Annotated in this window: 10 protein-coding genes; 7 read left to right on the top strand and 3 right to left on the bottom strand. The window is 67.2% G+C overall.

Annotated elements, in window-relative coordinates; all coding sequences use genetic code 11:
* Positions 1–152: 152 nt before the first annotated feature.
* On the bottom strand, positions 153–4,610 hold the full coding sequence (locus ACIRF9_RS35745) for a hypothetical protein (RefSeq protein ID WP_403830931.1): 4,458 nt from the start codon (positions 4,608–4,610) through the stop codon (positions 153–155).
* 478 nt (positions 4,611–5,088) lie between these two features.
* Between ACIRF9_RS35745 and ACIRF9_RS35750 the strand changes: the two genes are divergently transcribed.
* Positions 5,089–5,271, top strand: coding sequence for a helix-turn-helix domain-containing protein (locus tag ACIRF9_RS35750; protein ID WP_403831280.1), 183 nt, complete (start codon positions 5,089–5,091; stop codon positions 5,269–5,271).
* A 62-nt stretch (positions 5,272–5,333) separates the two neighbouring features.
* Positions 5,334–5,789, top strand: a complete 456-nt coding sequence (locus tag ACIRF9_RS35755; RefSeq protein ID WP_403830934.1) for a DUF2690 domain-containing protein — start codon at positions 5,334–5,336, stop codon at positions 5,787–5,789.
* Between the two features lie 63 nt (positions 5,790–5,852).
* Here ACIRF9_RS35755 and ACIRF9_RS35760 read toward each other — a convergent pair whose 3' ends face one another.
* Positions 5,853–8,522, bottom strand: a complete 2,670-nt coding sequence (locus ACIRF9_RS35760; RefSeq protein ID WP_403830937.1) for a transglycosylase domain-containing protein — start codon at positions 8,520–8,522, stop codon at positions 5,853–5,855.
* A 362-nt stretch (positions 8,523–8,884) separates the two neighbouring features.
* On the opposite strand from ACIRF9_RS35760, the gene ACIRF9_RS35765 reads away from it, so the two are divergent.
* The 4 genes from ACIRF9_RS35765 to ACIRF9_RS35780 all read left to right on the top strand — a co-directional run bounded on the left by ACIRF9_RS35765 (position 8,885) and on the right by ACIRF9_RS35780 (position 12,680).
* Positions 8,885–9,565 carry a PadR family transcriptional regulator gene (locus ACIRF9_RS35765; RefSeq protein WP_403830939.1) on the top strand — a complete coding sequence of 227 codons (681 nt, stop codon included), beginning with the start codon at positions 8,885–8,887 and terminating at the stop codon, positions 9,563–9,565.
* Positions 9,566–9,609: 44 nt separating this feature from the next.
* The gene (locus ACIRF9_RS35770; protein ID WP_403830941.1) at positions 9,610–10,692 is read left to right on the top strand and encodes an inositol-3-phosphate synthase; all 1,083 of its coding nucleotides are present in this window, start codon (positions 9,610–9,612) and stop codon (positions 10,690–10,692) included.
* 117 nt (positions 10,693–10,809) lie between these two features.
* Positions 10,810–12,072, top strand: a complete 1,263-nt coding sequence (locus ACIRF9_RS35775) for an MFS transporter (protein WP_403830944.1) — start codon at positions 10,810–10,812, stop codon at positions 12,070–12,072.
* A gap of 116 nt (positions 12,073–12,188) precedes the next feature.
* The gene (locus ACIRF9_RS35780) at positions 12,189–12,680 is read left to right on the top strand and encodes a hypothetical protein (RefSeq protein WP_403830946.1); all 492 of its coding nucleotides are present in this window, start codon (positions 12,189–12,191) and stop codon (positions 12,678–12,680) included.
* A gap of 108 nt (positions 12,681–12,788) precedes the next feature.
* On the opposite strand, the gene ACIRF9_RS35785 is transcribed toward ACIRF9_RS35780, so the two are convergent.
* Entirely contained in the window at positions 12,789–14,231 is a 1,443-nt protein-coding gene (locus ACIRF9_RS35785) for a CCA tRNA nucleotidyltransferase (protein ID WP_403830948.1), read from the bottom strand.
* A gap of 258 nt (positions 14,232–14,489) precedes the next feature.
* Here ACIRF9_RS35785 and ACIRF9_RS35790 point away from each other — a divergent pair, with 258 nt between their 5' ends.
* The gene (locus tag ACIRF9_RS35790) at positions 14,490–16,874 is read left to right on the top strand and encodes a DUF6049 family protein (RefSeq protein WP_403830951.1); all 2,385 of its coding nucleotides are present in this window, start codon (positions 14,490–14,492) and stop codon (positions 16,872–16,874) included.
* The last annotated feature ends 14 nt before the right edge of the window (positions 16,875–16,888 follow it).

The following is a 16,888-nucleotide window of genomic DNA, read 5'->3' on the forward strand; positions in this document are numbered from 1 at the left end:
TGCCCACACCCGCCCGCGCGCGGCCGGGCCGGGGAAAGGGGGCGGGGGGGCCCCCCGCCCCCCCCCCCCCCGCGGGGGCGGGGGGGGGGGGCCGGGGGGGGGGGGGGCCGGGGGGGGGGCCCCCCCCCCGGCTCCTCACCGGAATGGGTGCGCTACGGCTTCATCGTGCACTCGATCTTCGGGCCCGCCGTCGGGCAACCGTCGAATCCGGGAATGTCGACCCAGTAGGAATCCGCGTCGAGAAGCCGGAAATGCGACGCGAACCCGCCGAACCGGTTCATGGATCCCGAGTTCTGCCAGCCGGACATGGACGAGCGTCCGCACACCTCGTTGAACGAGGGCGGGTCGTACCGGTCGTCGTCGTACAGCTTCCACGTGCCCTCGCCGATGCGGGTCGCGTAGGTCTGCACGCACGCATCGCCGGAGGACACCGGATTGCGCCCGCGCATCTCCGAAGGCATACCGGCGGACTGATAGGTGGAGGCGAAGGCGTATTCGTCGCAGGACGCCGTGTCGCCGGCGTTCCTCAGGGTGGTGTCCGGGTGGTAGGTGTACGACCTCGGGCAGATGACGTCCCGGTTCTTCTGCGTCTTCCGCTCGTACTGGTTCTTCTCGTCGGGAAGGTAGTTCATCGGCGAGTTGTACTTCTTGGACCCGGCGTGCGGTGACAGCGCGTTCTGGATGAGCCAGGCGTGCGCCGCGGCGGCCGGGTACTTCGCCGAGTTGAACTGGTAGGTGGGCCGGTATGTGCCGAAGCTGCAGCCTTCCGTGCCGTTGATGGCGAAGTTGTCGCACTGCGGGAGCAGGTCCTGGGCGTAGACCTTGATCGCGGTGGGGCCGGCCACGGGAGTGTAGCCCTGGAACTTCCAGTTGAAGCCGAGGATGTCCCAGCCCTTGGTCGAGGTGTAGTTGGTCCAGGAGTGCTTCTTCGTCGCCCTGGCTATGTGGGCGTCACCGGGTGTCCAGGTCAGCGACGAGTTCCACTGCTCGGTCTGGGACGTGCATGTGCTGCCTTCGTCGAAGCAGTTCATGCGCATGTCCAGAGTGATGTTGACCAGTTTCGGGTCCAGTGTTCCGATCGGCCAGACCTCCATCTGCTGCTCGAAGTCCTTCGACTTCTGGTTCAGCCTGATCTGCTGGAAGACGTCGAAGTCGGCTTCGGCGAAGGTCGAACCGTCCTCGGTGTCGATGGCCACGTACTCGTAGGTCGTGTGGAAGCAGGCCTCGAACCTCGTGTACCGGTGCGACCCGATGGTGTTGCTGCACCACGAGACAATGTCGCCCAGGGCGGAAGCGCTCTGCGCCGCTGTCTGCTTCCGCACCGCGGGCCGGCCGGCCATCTGCTGCTTGGTCGTGAGGAGACGGGAGCAGCCGCTGATCCCCTGAGAGTTCGCGGGAGAGCAGGAGTAACCCTTCAGCTTCGCCGGCTCGCCCCTGAACGCCGTGGCGCCGGAGCCGGGGCCCGCGTTGTCCGGAATGGCGGGCTCGTACTGCGGAGCCTCCATCGTCTGGGGTCCGTTGATGCTGTCCCAGTCGACGTTCGGCGCGTTCTCGTCCGGTGCCGGCAGCGTGATGTCGACGGTGGGGTAGCGGCCGGGCACGAAGGCCACCGCGTCGAACGCGATGTCCTCGTCGCCCGTGCCGTTGGGAGTGATCGTGTCCAGCTGGACTTCCGGCACGTTGTCGAAGGCGTAGATCCCCAGTTCGACCCAGCGGTTTCCGCTGCCCGGCTGGGAGATCGTCTTGGTACGCGTACCGTTCCTGGTCGTTATCCGGTACTTCGCGTACTTCGTCTGAGCGCCGTGGTCGGGAAGGTGGACCATGACCTTGGCCCGCCCCGTGAGCGACTTGTTCAGCTTCCAGTCACCCGTGATCTTCAACCGCTGGCCCTTGGCGTCATCGGCCCGGGTGTGGCCGAAGTAGAAGTGGCCGCCGAAGCCGGCCCCCAGTTGATGGAGGTCGATCTTGGCCGGGTAGACGGTCTCGACCCCGTTGTTCGCGAAACCGAGGGTGAAGGTGCCGGAGTTCGTCCAGGAGTTGGTGCACCCCGGGCGGACGACGGGAGTTCCCGCGGGGACGTCGTCGACGATCAGGGCGCCGTCCGGGAGACCGCTGACCGTGCAGTTGGGCGGATACGCCGTACCGTCGGCCTCCTCCGGTGAGCTGTCGCCGAAGCGAACGAACTCGTAGCCGCAGGTGTCGACGCAGTCGCTCTTCCAGGTCACCGACTTGTTCCACCAGCATTTGACGTCGTCACGGCCGCACGGACCACTGGACGCGGTGTCGTTCGAGGCGCCGTCGGAGATCCGGCTCGGGTCGCAGCTGTTGGAGGAGTCACAGAACGAGTCCTCGGGTGCCTTCAGATGTGCGCGGTTGTAGAGCGCGCTGCCCTTGACGGTGACGGCCGAGTTGGTGCCGTTCCAGGTGGCGGGCCGGAAGGCGGGAACCAGCGTGCCGGGCGATTCCAGGAAGGACGGCGGATGTGCGGCGAAGCCGAGGACCTTCTCCTGGTAGGGCCAGTTCTGCGGGCGGGCGGCGGCACTGGCGTCCTCGCCGCCGGCGGCGTTCTCCATGAACGGCAGCCGCCCGGCATCCCATTCGGGGTTGGCGGGGTTGTTGGCCCAGCCCAGCCCCCACGGTGAACCGTCACCGGCGTTGGGGTGGAAGCCGGAGTTGTAGGCCCACAGGGCGAAGTACCAGTTCTCCGGCCGGCCCGTGGTGCCGTGGTTGGCGATCATGCCGGCGGCGCGGGTCTCGTTCCACTTGGAGACCAGGGTCTGCAGACCGGCCGCGATGTTCGCGGTGTAGTCGAGAGCGGCAGCCCGCTGCTTCTGGTAGGGCCAGGCCTCGCCGCCGTGTCCGTCCTCACGGCCGGCCATACGCATGTGGTCGGTGATCTGTGTGATCCCATAACCGCAGTCCGCCTTGGCGAAGTTGACGTCCCAGTCGTTGCCGGTGTCACCGTCGTAGAGGTTGATTCCGTAGTAGTTGCCGATCAGCGGGCTGGCGGTGACACCGGGGACGGCTTCCCGGCCGGCCTGCCACATGTTCGACTCCTGCGTGGTCACGCCGAGCATGACCTGTGCCATTGCCCGGCCGCCGCCCTCCAGCGCGGGGTTCAGGAAGAGGGTCTGCGGCTGATACGCGGGCATCCCCAGGTTCTTCCAGCCTGCCGGACGCGAAATGTGCGTGTTGAGCAGGCCTTTGACCGCCATGTCGACCGCCCACTCCACTTGGCGCGGCTTGGGCTGCATGGCCTGGTTCAGCGGGTCGTTGCGTGGCACGGAACAGGTGCGCTCGGCCTCCACCGGATCGTTCGGGTCACCGGCGACCGTCGCCGTCACCGACGCCTTGCCGTTGCCTCCGGCACCGGACAGCAGCCCGGGCGACGCGTCACGGCCCTGGCCCGCATACGCCGACACCCGCAGGCCCGGATCCACGGTGAAGGAAGCCGTGCGGCCCGTACCGCGTGTGGTCAGGGACATCTTCACCGTGCGGGCCTTTGCGGCCTCGCCGGGCAGCAGCAGCGTCCCCTTGCCGTCGGCCCAGGCCGTGTGGGTCAGGACGGCCTCGCCACGCGTGGAGACGGTGGCGTCCTTCGGAGCGTCCGAGAGCCGTCGTACCGTCGACGGCAGCTGAACGGATCCGGAGCCGGCCTTGGTCCTGCCGGTCACATACACGGTCCCAGCACTGCGGGTGAGTCCCGTCTCGGTCGCGAGGCCCTGCGCCAGTACCGCCGCACGCGTCCGACGCGCGTCCGGGTGGGTCACGGCGGCGGCGGTGATGCGCTTGACCTGGGAGGTGAGGCCCCGCTTGTCGAGGAAGGTGACCCCGCCCTGGCCGTCCGGGGTGAGCCGGTAGGGCACGCCGTCGGTACGGACGAGGATCTTGCGCCCGCCGTGGGCGTCGACCCGTACGACCTCCGCACCGGAGGCCGCGGTCATGGTGCCGCCCGCGGTCGGCACCGCGGACGTGTACTGCCCCTTGAGATCGATCGCCTTACCAGGCTTGCCCGTTGACGTGTTCAGCTTGATCAGCCGCGTACCAGGCAGATCGTCGCCGCCGGACTGGGTGAGGACAGCCGTCTCTCCTGTGCCGCAGCCCGGGTTGTAATACGACAGCGATGCCTTGAGCTTCAGCTTCGTCACCTGGCCGTTCGTCAGGTCGACGATCGCCGTGAAGCCGCCGCGGGCCATCAGCTGCGGCTTGTTGGTGAAGGTGCGCGGCGCGTAGACCACAACCGCCCGCTTGCCGGAACCGGTGACACATATGTTGCCGATCCAGGCGTCTGCCTCGAACCCCGGCTCGGACAGCGAGGCGGCGGTCCGCCATGTGTAGCCGTCCTTCTTCTGTGCGGTGAGGACGTGGAAGCCCTCGGCGTCCCCCGACGTGGTCCACGCCAGGTCGCCCGACTTCTTCCAGTTCTTGCCCAGCAGCTCGGCGCGCCGGTCCGCCGATACCGAGGACGAGGCGAGCCTGCTGTCGGCGTCGCCTGCCGCCGGGCGCGGTACCGGGGCGGCGGCCGCCGCGGGCGGCTGTACCAGGCCCGCCACGGCTGTTGTCGCCGCCAGGGCAACCGCAACGGTCGTCCTGCGTCTTCTACGTGTCAACGCAACTCCCTCGAAGATGGATTGCTGCGTGTGGAGCACTCCGCCGCCGATTCCGAATGAAACAACTGCTCAATCCCTCGGAATTCGACCCACCGGGAACGGAACGACGGCCACCGAGCGATCCCAGCAAAAAAACAAATCGCAGACATGACATCACGAGGAAACCACCGAAAACACAGCCACTGCTGGCGTATTTACGCCCGACGGCCAGAAGGCCGAACAAGAAGGCGCCTAACCCGACATAAGCCGCGCAAAACACCCGCATTCAACCCGAAAAACCTGGCCACATGGCGCAATTACGCCAATTTTTTGCCCCGCTATACGCCAATAGGTGAGTATTAAACAACCTTGCTTGCACATAGCTGACACACATAGAGTGACGGAAGCGCACCACCAATCCGAAGCAAGAATGCTGGTAAGGCACACAAAAAACGGGGGCTCCCCATTGAGCCGCAAGTTATCTACCGATGACCTCGATATGGAGATCCTTCGCCTTATGCGAAACGGCCTCCCGGACAAAGCCATCGCCCAACATCTCGCCCTGGGACACAGAACTGTCCAGCGACGGGTGAACAGGCTGATGGAAGACTTGGAGGCCCGCGGGCGATTCGCGCTGGGCCTGCGCGTCAGTGAGATCGGACTGCTGAACGAAGCTGCGTGACCGTGTTTGGATGCGGCCGCTCAGCCATGTGTCGATCGAATGAAACCCGCACAGGAGAAGCGATGAAGAAGAAATCCGTGATCAAGGTCGCTGCCGTCACCGGAGCGGCGATGACCGCCGTTCTGATTCCGCTGGGTGGAACGTCGTACGCAGCGGGCTGCAACAGCACAGGGTGCGAGGGCAAGGGCCCCGTGTCGATGAACTGCGACGACGCGAACACGACCACGGCGCGTACGGTGAACAACAACGGTCGGATCGCCGAACTGAGGTGGTCGAGCACCTGTGACGCCGCCTGGGTCCGCGTGCACAACACGTCGAGCAATCCGACCTACAACGCCTTCGGGTCCATCGAGAAGTACAACTCGTCCGGAACGACGCTTATCAAGTCGTTTTCCCTCGCTGTGCCCGACTCCGGCAACGACTGGTCGAACATGCTGGGCGGCGCTTCGTACACGTATCGCGTGTGCGTCAGGTTCCAGGGGAACGAGTATCCCCTGAAGTGCAGCACCAAGTTCTGAATGACATCGGGGCCCGCCAGATGGCGGGCCCCGATGTTCATCAGTGATGCATCAGCATCCTCATCAGCCTCCGGAGCCTCCGAAGAGGCCTCCGTTCTGATTGCCTCTGGTGCTGTCCGTCTCGGTCGCGGTCGGTGTCGGTGTGCTGTCCCCGCCCGTGCCTCCGTCCGTGGTGCCGGCGTCCGTGCCGCCGTTGTTGCACTGGAAGAAGTTGTTGCAGGTCTCCGTGGCCGTGGGCGACGGCTGGATCTGCGTCTGCGTGGCGGTCGGAGTCGGGGACTGCTGCGCTTCCTCGGTCTCGGTGGCCGTGGGAGTGGGCGTCGCCGACGGTTCCGCGTTGACGACCTCACCGATCGGCTCGGGCTCCGGGAAGTCCTTCGCCGGCGTGCCTTCCAGGGCCTCGGCCATGTAGTCGTGCCAGATCTGGGCCGGGAACGAGGCGCCGTGGATCTTCTTCTGGCCACCCGTTCCGAACATCTTCAGGAACGTGCGGTTCTTGTTGTTCTCGTCGTCGTCCAGGCGGAACATGCTGATCGCGGTCGACAGCTGAGGTGTGTAGCCGACGAACCAGGCCGACTTGTTGCCGTCGGTGGTACCGGTCTTGCCCGCCACCTCACGGCCGGGCAGCTGAGCGTTGGTACCGGTGCCCCGCTCGACCACGGTCTTCAGGACGTCCGTGACGTTGTCGGCGACCTTCGAGGTGAAGGCCTGCTTCGACTCGACCTTGTGCGTGAAGATCTGGCCGTCCTCGCTGGTGACCTTCTCCACGGAGTACGGGTCGCGCTGTTTGCCGCTCGCGGCGAAGGTGGCGTACGAGCCCGCCATACGAATCGCGCTCGGGTCGGAGATACCGATCGAGAACGCGGGGAAGGTGGTGCCGGTGAGGCTGTCCTTCCGCAGCCCCGCACTGATCGCGGCGTCCTCCACCTTGTCCAGACCGACGTCCATGCCGAGCTGCACGAAGGCGGAGTTCACCGACTCGCGCATCGCCTCGCGCAGGTCGATCTTGAAGTCCGGCGCAGATCCGTACGAGGCGTTGCCGTCATTGGTCTGCAACCACTCCTGACCCTTCTCGTTCTTCCAGACCGTCCTGTTGTAGTCCTGGATCTTGAGCTTGTTCTTACCGCTGAACAGGCTCTCGGGGGAGACGATGGTGCGCTCGTCCTGCGCCTGCGACGACCCCAGGTCCGGGTCGCGCACGCCCCAGGTCATCGCGGCCGCCAGCACGAACGGCTTGAAGGTCGAACCGACCTGGGCACCGGTTTCGTCGGCGTTGTCGGTGAAGTGCTTGGTGGCGTCCTCACCGCCGTAGATGGCCCGGATGGCACCGGTGTCCGGCTCCACGGAGGCCCCGCCGAACTGGACGTGGGTGTCCGTCTCCGGGCGTTCCTTCGGCTTGATGTTGGCCTTCTGGACCTTCGTGACCGATTCCTCGAGCGCCTTGACCTTGTTCTTGTCGAAGGTCGTGTAGATCGAGTAGCCGCCCTGCTGCAGCAGGTTCTGGGTGATCCCGGTCTCCTTGCTGTGGGTCACCAGGTAACCGTTGGCGAGGTCGACGAGGTAGCCGACCTGACCGCTGAGCTGGGTGTTCGACCGCGGGTTCTTCACCGCGGGGAGCTTGGTGTACTTGGCGCGGACCGAGGCGTCGAGGTGGCCGTACTCGACCATCTTGTCGAGGGTGTCCTGCATCTGGAGCAGGGCCCGCTTGCTGTTCTTCTCGGGCGTGGCATTGACCGGGTCGATGGAGGTGGCACCCGCCGGGTCGTAGTACGTGGCGCCCTTCAGCATGGCGGCCAAGAAGGCGCACTCACCCGGGTTGAGCTTGATCGCGTCCTTGCCGAAGTAGCCGCGGGCGGCCGCCTGGAGGCCGTAGTCGTTGCGGCCGTAGTACGCGGAGTTCAGGTAGCCGGCCATGATCGTGTCCTTGTCGACCTCGGCGCCCACCTTTATCGACACGAAGATCTCCTTGAACTTACGGGAGATCGTCTGCGACTGGTCGTTCAGCATCGCGTTCTTGACGTACTGCTGGGTGATGGTCGAACCACCCTGCGTCTGACCGCCTCGGGCCATGTTGAACAGGGCCCGGGCGATGCCCTTGGGGTCGATGCCGCTGTCCTCGTAGAAGGTCTTGTTCTCCTGCGAGATCACCGCGTAGCGCATCTCCTGGGGGATCTGCGAGAGCGAGATGTTCTGACGGTTCGTCTCACCACCGGTGGCCACCATCTGGGAGCCGTCTTTCCAGTAGTAGACGTTGTTCTGGGCGGTCGCCGTCTTGTCGACGTCGGGCACACCCACCATGGCGTAGCCGATGCCCGCCACGGCCACCATGCTGCCGACGAAGCCGATGAACAGACCGGCGACGAGCTTCCAGGACGGCATCCAGCGCTGCCAGCCGTACTTGTCGGCGCGCGGATAGTCGATCAGGCGCTTCCTGCCGGGCGCCGAGCGCCCTCTGCCCCGGCCGGGGCCGGTCGGGCCGCCGCGGCGGCCGCCGGTGGGCTCGGGCCCTCTACGCCGGCCACCCGAGCTTCTCTGGGAGGCGCGTCGGGCATCGGCGCGGCCGGGGTACGACTGCTCCTCGCTTCCCGACCCAAGACCCAACCCATAGTCGGAAGGAGATCCGGTGGCGCCTCGCGGTGCGCGGCGGCCGAGGGGCGGCCCGGACTGGCCGCGTCGGGCCGCGGCTCGTCCGCCTCCCTGCGGCTGCGGCGGTTTGCGACGGTGCTCGCTCATCGAACGATTACTCCTAGGGCAGGCGCATCCGTGCGCGCCTGGAAAGGGCGGCTGGTTTCCTGTCCCCCCGAAGTACGGATGTGGTCGGTCGCGCATTCACCCGTACGGCACCGAGGGCCTCGACGCCCCCCGGCGTCCCTTGAGTCCCGGTGGTCTGCATGGCGCACAGACTACGCACCGTCAAAACCTGCCCAGCTCAGAGGTTCACCCCAAATCAGGCAAGTTGCCTGCAACGAATCGGTGATGTGATCCCGTTCACCGTCTCCCCTCTTGTCGCATCCGGAAGGCCGTTCTATCGTCGTGATGTATCGAGTCGATACATCAGAGCGAGATAAGCGAGCTGCGGACGAGAGGAGGCGACGTTGAGCCGACGCTCCGGCATCCTCGAGTTCGCCGTGCTCGGCCTGCTTCGCGAATCCCCGATGCATGGCTATGAGCTGCGCAAACGACTCAATACGTCACTGGGAGTGTTCCGTGCCTTCAGCTACGGGACGCTGTACCCCTGCCTCAAGACGCTGGTCGCCAACGGCTGGTTGATCGAGGAACCGGGGAACACCCCCGAGGACGCCCTCGCCGCGCCACTCGCAGGGCGTCGCGCCAAGATCGTCTACCGGTTGACGGCGGAAGGTAAGGAGCACTTCGAGGACCTGCTCTCGCAGACGGGGCCCGACGCGTACGAGGACGAGCACTTCGCGGCTCGTTTCGCCTTCTTCGGGCAGACCTCGCGCGACGTCCGGATGCGAGTCCTCGAAGGCCGCCGCAGCCGGCTGGAGGAGCGACTGGAGAAGATGCGCGCCTCCCTGGCGCGCACCCGGGAGCGCCTCGACGACTACACGCTTGAGCTCCAGCGCCACGGGATGGAGTCCGTGGAGCGCGAAGTGCGCTGGCTGAACGAGCTCATCGAGAGCGAGCGGGCCGGACGGGACCTGAAGGGTTCCGCTTCCGGGGGGTCCGCTCAGCAGAACACCAATGGAGCGCCGGGCGTCCTGCCCCGTCCCGGGGACACCCCCGGGACGGATACGCCCGGCGACACCACCACGTGAGCGCCCAGCCAGGGCCTCACTCGTACACACAGGGAGCAACCGGAATGGGTTCGGTTCGCGTAGCCATCGTCGGTGTGGGCAACTGCGCCGCATCGCTGGTGCAGGGCGTCGAGTACTACAAGGACGCCGACCCGGCGTCCAAGGTCCCGGGCCTGATGCACGTCCAGTTCGGCGACTACCACGTCCGTGACGTCGAGTTCGTCGCCGCGTTCGACGTGGACGCCAAGAAGGTCGGCCTGGACCTGGCAGATGCCATTGGCGCGTCCGAGAACAACACCATCAAGATCTGCGACGTGCCGAACACCGGTGTGAAGGTGCGACGCGGCCACACCCTCGACGGTCTCGGCAAGTACTACCGCGAGACCATCGAGGAGTCCGAGGCCGAGCCGGTCGACGTCGTGAAGATCCTCAAGAAGAAGCAGGTCGACGTCCTCGTCTGCTACCTGCCGGTGGGCTCCGAGGAGGCGGCGAAGTTCTACGCCCAGTGCGCCATCGACGCCAAGGTCGCCTTCGTCAACGCCCTCCCGGTCTTCATCGCCGGCACCAAGGAGTGGGCGGACAAGTTCACCGAGGCGGGCGTCCCGATCGTCGGTGACGACATCAAGTCCCAGGTCGGCGCCACCATCACGCACCGCGTCATGGCGAAGCTGTTCGAGGACCGCGGTGTCGTCCTGGACCGCACCATGCAGCTGAACGTCGGCGGCAACATGGACTTCAAGAACATGCTCGAGCGTGACCGCCTGGAGTCCAAGAAGATCTCCAAGACGCAGGCCGTCACCTCCCAGATCCCCGACCGGGAGCTCGGCGAGAAGAACGTCCACATCGGTCCGTCCGACTACGTCGCCTGGCTCGACGACCGCAAGTGGGCGTACGTCCGCCTCGAGGGCCGCGCCTTCGGTGACGTCCCGCTGAACCTGGAGTACAAGCTCGAGGTCTGGGACTCCCCGAACTCCGCGGGTGTCATCATCGACGCCCTGCGCGCCGCGAAGATCGCCAAGGACCGCGGCATCGGCGGCCCGATCCTGTCGGCCTCCAGCTACTTCATGAAGTCCCCGCCGGTCCAGTACTTCGACGACGAGGCCCGCGAGAACGTCGAGAAGTTCATCCGCGGTGAGGTCGAGCGCTAGCTCGACACCACGCGGTGCGCCAAGCGCGACCCCGCTGAAAATTCGCTCCTGCCAGGGCTGAGAAGGTCCCCGGGTCACATGGCCCGGGGACCTTCCCCGTATGTGAGGCTGGGCCCCATGGCCGTCGTCCGTGATCTGCGCGTCCTGCTGCGCTTCGGCAACTTCCGGCGCCTGCTCGCCGTACGGCTGCTGTCCCAGTGCGCCGACGGCGTCTATCAGGTCGCGCTCGCCACCTACGTCGTCTTCTCCCCGGAGAAGCAGACCTCGGCCGGCGCGATCGCCTCCGCGATGGCCGTCCTGCTGCTCCCTTACTCCCTGGTCGGCCCGTTCGCCGGCGTCCTGCTGGATCGCTGGCGCCGCCGCCAGGTCTTCCTCTACGGCAATCTGCTGCGCGCCCTGCTGGCGTCCGCGACGGCCGTCCTGATGATCAGCCACGTGCCCGACTGGCTCTTCTACGTCTCCGCGTTGTGCGTCACCGCCGTCAACCGCTTCGTCCTCGCGGGCCTCTCGGCGGCGCTGCCGCGGGTGGTCGACGCCGAGCGTCTGGTGCTGGCCAACTCCCTCTCCCCGACCGCCGGAACACTGGCCGCGGTCGCGGGCGGCGGTCTCGCCTTCGTCGTACGGCTGGCGATCGCGGACACCGATGCCGCGGTGGTACTGCTCGGCAGCGCGCTGTACCTGTGTGCCGGGCTCATGTCCCTGACCATGGCCGCCGACCTGCTCGGGCCCGACCGCGAACTCGTCCCGGCCCGGTTGGCGACCGCTCTCAGAGGAACGGCCCGAGGGCTCGCCTCAGGGGTGCGTCACCTGGCCGAGCCGAAGCGCAGACAGGCCGCCCGGGCGCTTGGCTCGATCACCCTGATGCGGTTCTGCTACGGCGCCCTGACTGTCATGGTGCTGATGCTGTGCCGGTACGCCTGGTCCTCGGACACCGACGAGGGACTGGCCCTGTTGGGCCTGGCCGTGGGGATCTCCGGCATCGGCTTCTTCGTCGCGGCCGTGGTGACCCCGCCGGCGGCGGCACGTCTGGGACCGGCCCGCTGGATCGTCGTCTGCTCCGCGGCGGCGGCCGTTCTGGAGCCGGCCCTGATGCTCCCGTTCGCCCGGACGACCACGTTCGTCGCGGCCTTCGTCCTCGGGCTAGTCACCCAGGGCGCGAAGATCTCCACCGACACCATCGTCCAGTCCTCGGTCGAGGACGGATTCCGCGGCCGGATCTTCTCCCTCTACGACGTCCTGTTCAACGTCGCCTTCGTCGGCGCCGCCGGTGTGGCCGCCCTGATGCTGCCGCCTGACGGCCGCTCAGCGGCGCTGGTGGTAACGGTCGCCGTTACCTACGGAGCAATTGCTGTGACTATGGCCCGCTTTGAGCGCCAGTAAGTGTCACATCAAAGACACAGACTTCCATTGAATCGCTGGACTGTCAGTGGGTGCCGGTACTTTACGTGGGTCTTATTTCGCGCCATGCGCACCCACGTTCTAGGGGGACCCCAGAAGTGACCACTCCGCCGCCTCCACAGGGCCAGAACCCGTACGCCCAGACGCCCACCGGCCCCATGGCGCAGCAGCCCGGTCAGCCGGGAGTCCCGGCACAGCCGTACGCCCCGTTCCCGAACCAGGGCGACGCTCCGGTTCCGCCGCCGCCGGCCCCGGCTCGGAGCGGCGGCAAGAAGGTGCTGCGGATCGTCGGCGCCATCGTCGTCGGCATACTCATCCTCGGCGTGAAGTTCGGCATCGGCTGGTGGGCCGACCGCACCGACGCCGAGACCACGTCCGTGGGTTCCTGCATGCACAACGACGGCAACAACACCGAGCCTGACCTCCAGGAAGTCGACTGCTCGTCAAGTAACGCGCAGTACAAGGTCGTCGAGAAGTTCGATGACACCAGTGACGACAGCAAGTGCGAGACCGTCACCGACGCGGAGATCTCCTACATCCAGTACGGCAGCGGCCACGACGTGGTGCTCTGCCTGAAGGAAGTCAAGTAACAGCACAGCCGTCATGCACGAGGGCCGATGTTTCACGTGAAACATCGGCCCTCGCACTGTGTGTCCGGGGGCGATGTTTCACGTGAAACATCGCCCCGTTTCACGGCCTCAGCTCTGCTCGGCCCACCACTCCTTGAGTGCCGACACCGCCGCGTCGTACTCCATCGGCCCGTTCTCCAGGCGCAGCTCCAGCAGGTGCTGGTACGCCTTGCCGATCACCGGGCCGGGGCCGACACCGAGGATCTCCATGATCTGGTTGCCGTCGAGGTCGGGACGGATCGCGTCGAGCTCCTCCTGCTCCTTGAGCTGAGCGATGCGCTCCTCCAGGCCGTCGTACGCCCGCGAGAGCGCGGCGGCCTTGCGCTTGTTGCGGGTCGTGCAGTCGGAGCGGGTCAGCTTGTGAAGGCGCTCGAGCAGCGGTCCCCCGTCGCGGACGTAACGGCGGACGGCTGAGTCGGTCCACTCGCCGGTGCCGTAGCCGTGGAAGCGCAGATGGAGCTCGACGAGGCGGGAGACGTCCTTCACCAGGTCGTTGGAGTACTTCAGCGCCGTCATACGCTTCTTGGTCATCTTCGCCCCGACCACCTCGTGGTGGTGGAACGAGACCCGGCCGTCCTTCTCGAACCGCCGTGTGCGCGGCTTGCCGATGTCGTGGAGCAGCGCGGCGAGCCGCAGCGTCAGGTCGGGGCCGTTCTCCTCCAGCGCGATCGCCTGCTCCAGGACGATCAGCGTGTGCTCGTAGACGTCCTTGTGCCGGTGGTGCTCGTCGCTCTCCAGCCGCAGGGCGGGCAGCTCCGGCAGGACGTGGCCGGCGAGGCCGGTGTCGACCAGGAGGGTCAGGCCCTTGCGCGGGTACGAGGAGAGGATCAGCTTGTTCAGCTCGTCCCGGACGCGTTCCGCGGAGACGATGTCAAGGCGCTCGGACATCTCCCTCATCGCCTTGACGACCTCGGGGGCGACCTCGAAGTCGAGCTGGGCGGCGAACCGGGCGGCGCGCATCATGCGCAGCGGGTCGTCCGAGAAGGACTCCTCGGGCGTGCCCGGGGTGCGCAGCACACGGGCCGCGAGGTCGTCGAGGCCGCCGTGCGGGTCGATGAACTCCTTCTCCGGGAGCGCCACGGCCATCGCGTTCACAGTGAAGTCACGCCGGACGAGGTCCTGCTCGATGGAGTCGCCGTAGGACACCTCGGGCTTGCGCGAGGTGCGGTCGTACGCCTCGGAGCGGTACGTCGTCACCTCGATCTGGTAGCCGTTCTTCTGCGCACCGACCGTGCCGAAGGCGATGCCGACCTCCCACACGGCGTCCGCCCACGGCCGCACGATCTTCAGCACGTCCTCGGGACGGGCGTCCGTGGTGAAGTCCAGGTCGTTGCCGAGCCGGCCGAGCAGCGCGTCCCGGACCGAGCCGCCGACCAGGGCGAGGGAGAACCCGGCCTCCTGGAAACGGCGGGCTAGGTCGTCGGCGACAGGCGCGACCCGCAGCAGTTCGCTCAGCGCGCGGTGCTGCACCTGGCTCAGGGCACGGGGAGTCTCTTCGTTGGCGTTCGGCACAACAGAAGAGGGTACGTGCCCCGGCGGCCCCGGGGCGCCCCGATTTGGCGGGCAGGACACCTCGGTGGATAGCCACCGAAGATCAGCGTTTGAGCTTTTTCACAGCCACTCCTCCCTATACGCGAACATAGAGGACAGGAGGAGGGCCTCACCTGATCTTGTGGAGGACTCCGCGGCACTTCACCTCAGCGCGCATCGTTACCATGCGTGGACGCACATTCCGACGACCACTGACGACGACGAGAGACGGGCGAACGCGTGGCCGAGGCGGCAGACTTCCCGGGGATGAGTCCCTCACCTGCCCGCCGGTGGCTGCGGCGCACCGGAGCACTGCTCGCCGGGGCGCCCCTGCTGGCCGGTCTGCTCCAGCTGCCCGCACACGCCGAGGCTCCCGCAACCGCCAAGGAGGCCTCCGACACGGGCTCGGTCGCCGTCGCCGTCGACTCCCTCAGCCCCGCTGTCCCGACCGACGGCGACACCGTCACCGTCTCCGGCACGGTGACCAACAAGGGCAAGCAGGCCGTCACCGAAGCGCACGTCGGACTGTCGGTGGGCTCCGCGCTGACCACCCGCTCGGCGATCGACGACGCCGCCAAGGACGCGAAGGACCTCGACGGCGCCTACGGCTCCGAGGTGGGCGGCAAGTACGTCGCCGAGTTCGCCAAGCTCACGCCGGGCGTGGCCGAGCACTTCAGCATCTCCGTACCGGTCGACAAGCTGGACCTCGGCGGCGACGGCGTCTACCCGCTCGGCGTATCCCTCTCGGGCGAGACGTCCGCGCAGCCGTGGGAGCGGGTGCTGGGCATCCAGCGGACCTTCCTGCCCTGGCAGCCCGACGGGGCGGACACGGCGACGAAGACGACGGTGCTGTGGCCACTGGTGTCCAGCGTCCACATGACGGCGGAGACGGGCTCGAACGCCCAGCAGACGCCCGTCTTCCTCAACGAGGACCTGGCCGAGGAGATCGCCCCCGGCGGCCGTCTCGACCAGCTCCTGAGCCTCGGCAAGGACCTCGACGTCACCTGGGTGATCGACCCGGACCTGCTGGCCTCCGTCGACGCCATGACGGGCAGCTATCGGGTCCGCTCCGACGGCGACACCACCAGGGCCGGCACCCACCAGGCCGTCGCCAAGCAGTGGCTCGCCGAGCTGCAGGAGGCGGTGGTCGACAAGGAGGTCGTCGCCCTGCCCTTCGCCGACCCGGACGTGGCCTCCCTCGCCCACAACGGCACGGGTGTCACCGGCTCGCTGAGCCAGCTGAAGGCGGCCACCGACGTCGCCGCGACCACGGTGGAGACAGTGCTCCACGTGACCCCGAGCACCGACTTCGCCTGGCCGGTGAACGGGGCCGTCGACCCGTCGATCGTCAAGGTCGCCACCTCCGCCGGCGCCGACAAGGTGATCGCCCGCAGCGACAGCCTGGCGGAGACCGGCGGCCTGTCCTACACCCCCTCCGCGGCCCGGCCCATCGGTGGCGGCACCACGGCGGTGGTCGCGGACGCACGCCTGTCGAAGACGTTCGAGGGGGACCTGACGAAGGCGTCCGCGTCCACACTCGCGGTGCAGGAGTTCCTCGCCCAGAGCCTGGCCCTGAACCTGCAGACGAACAAGCAGCGCAGCATCGTCGTCGCCCCGCAGCGCATGCCGACCGCGAGCCAGGCCCAGGCGATGGCGGCAGCGGTCACGGCGCTCCAGGGCGGCGGCTGGTCGCAGTCCCAGGGCCTCTCGGCGGCCGCCGAGGCCAAGCCCGACGGCGGTGCCACCACGAAGGTGCCGTCGCGGTCGGCGTACTCCTCCGCGCTGCGCAAGCAGGAACTGCCGAGGTCGGCCTTCGAGCAGATCGCGGCCACGCAGGACAAGCTCGACAACTTCAAGGTGATCCTCGCCGACAAGTCCCGGGTGGTGACCCCGTTCGGGCGGGCCATGAACCGGGAGATGTCCACCTCGTGGCGGGGCCGGTCCACCGCCGCGAGCACCTTCCGGCAGGACGTGCAGTCCTACCTCGACACCCTCACCGACCAGGTCAAGCTGATCGACAAGTCGGAGACCAAGCTCTCCGGGCGCAGTGCCACGATCCCCGTGACCGTGCAGAACAACCTGGTGCAGGGCGTCGACCATCTGATCCTGCGGCTCACCTCGGCCAACGACACCCGTCTGGAGATCGGCGGCCACGTCTACGACGAGCAGCCCATCGAGGTCTCGGGCGGACACAGCACGACGGTGAAGTTCACCACCTCCGCCAACGTGAACGGCCAGACCACGGTGATCGCCCAGCTGTACACCGAGGACGGCCAGAAGTACGGCGACGCGGTCACCTTCGATGTGAAGGTGACCGAGATCACGGCCACCGTGATGCTGGTCATCGGCGGCGGTGTACTGCTGCTCGTGCTGGCCGGCTTCCGCATGTACACCCAGCGCAAGCGGGCCGCGGCCCGGGAGGCGGAGGAGGCGGACGCCGAGGAGACCGACGAGGCCGAGGCCGACGGCGGCCCGGTGAACGCCGGGGGTTCCGAGGACCGTACGGAGGAAGAGTCGGGCGCCCGGTCCGGGGCAGACGACCCGGAGCAGCCGAGTGACGGGACAACGGACACCGCAGCGGAAAGCGCGGCCCCTTCGGGGACGGGTGAGAGAGTGGACCGTTGAGGATGTCGTGGCCG

It is taken from the genome of Streptomyces sp. NPDC096132 (assembly GCF_044763345.1).
In the GTDB taxonomy this organism is placed as follows: Bacteria; Actinomycetota; Actinomycetes; order Streptomycetales; family Streptomycetaceae; genus Streptomyces.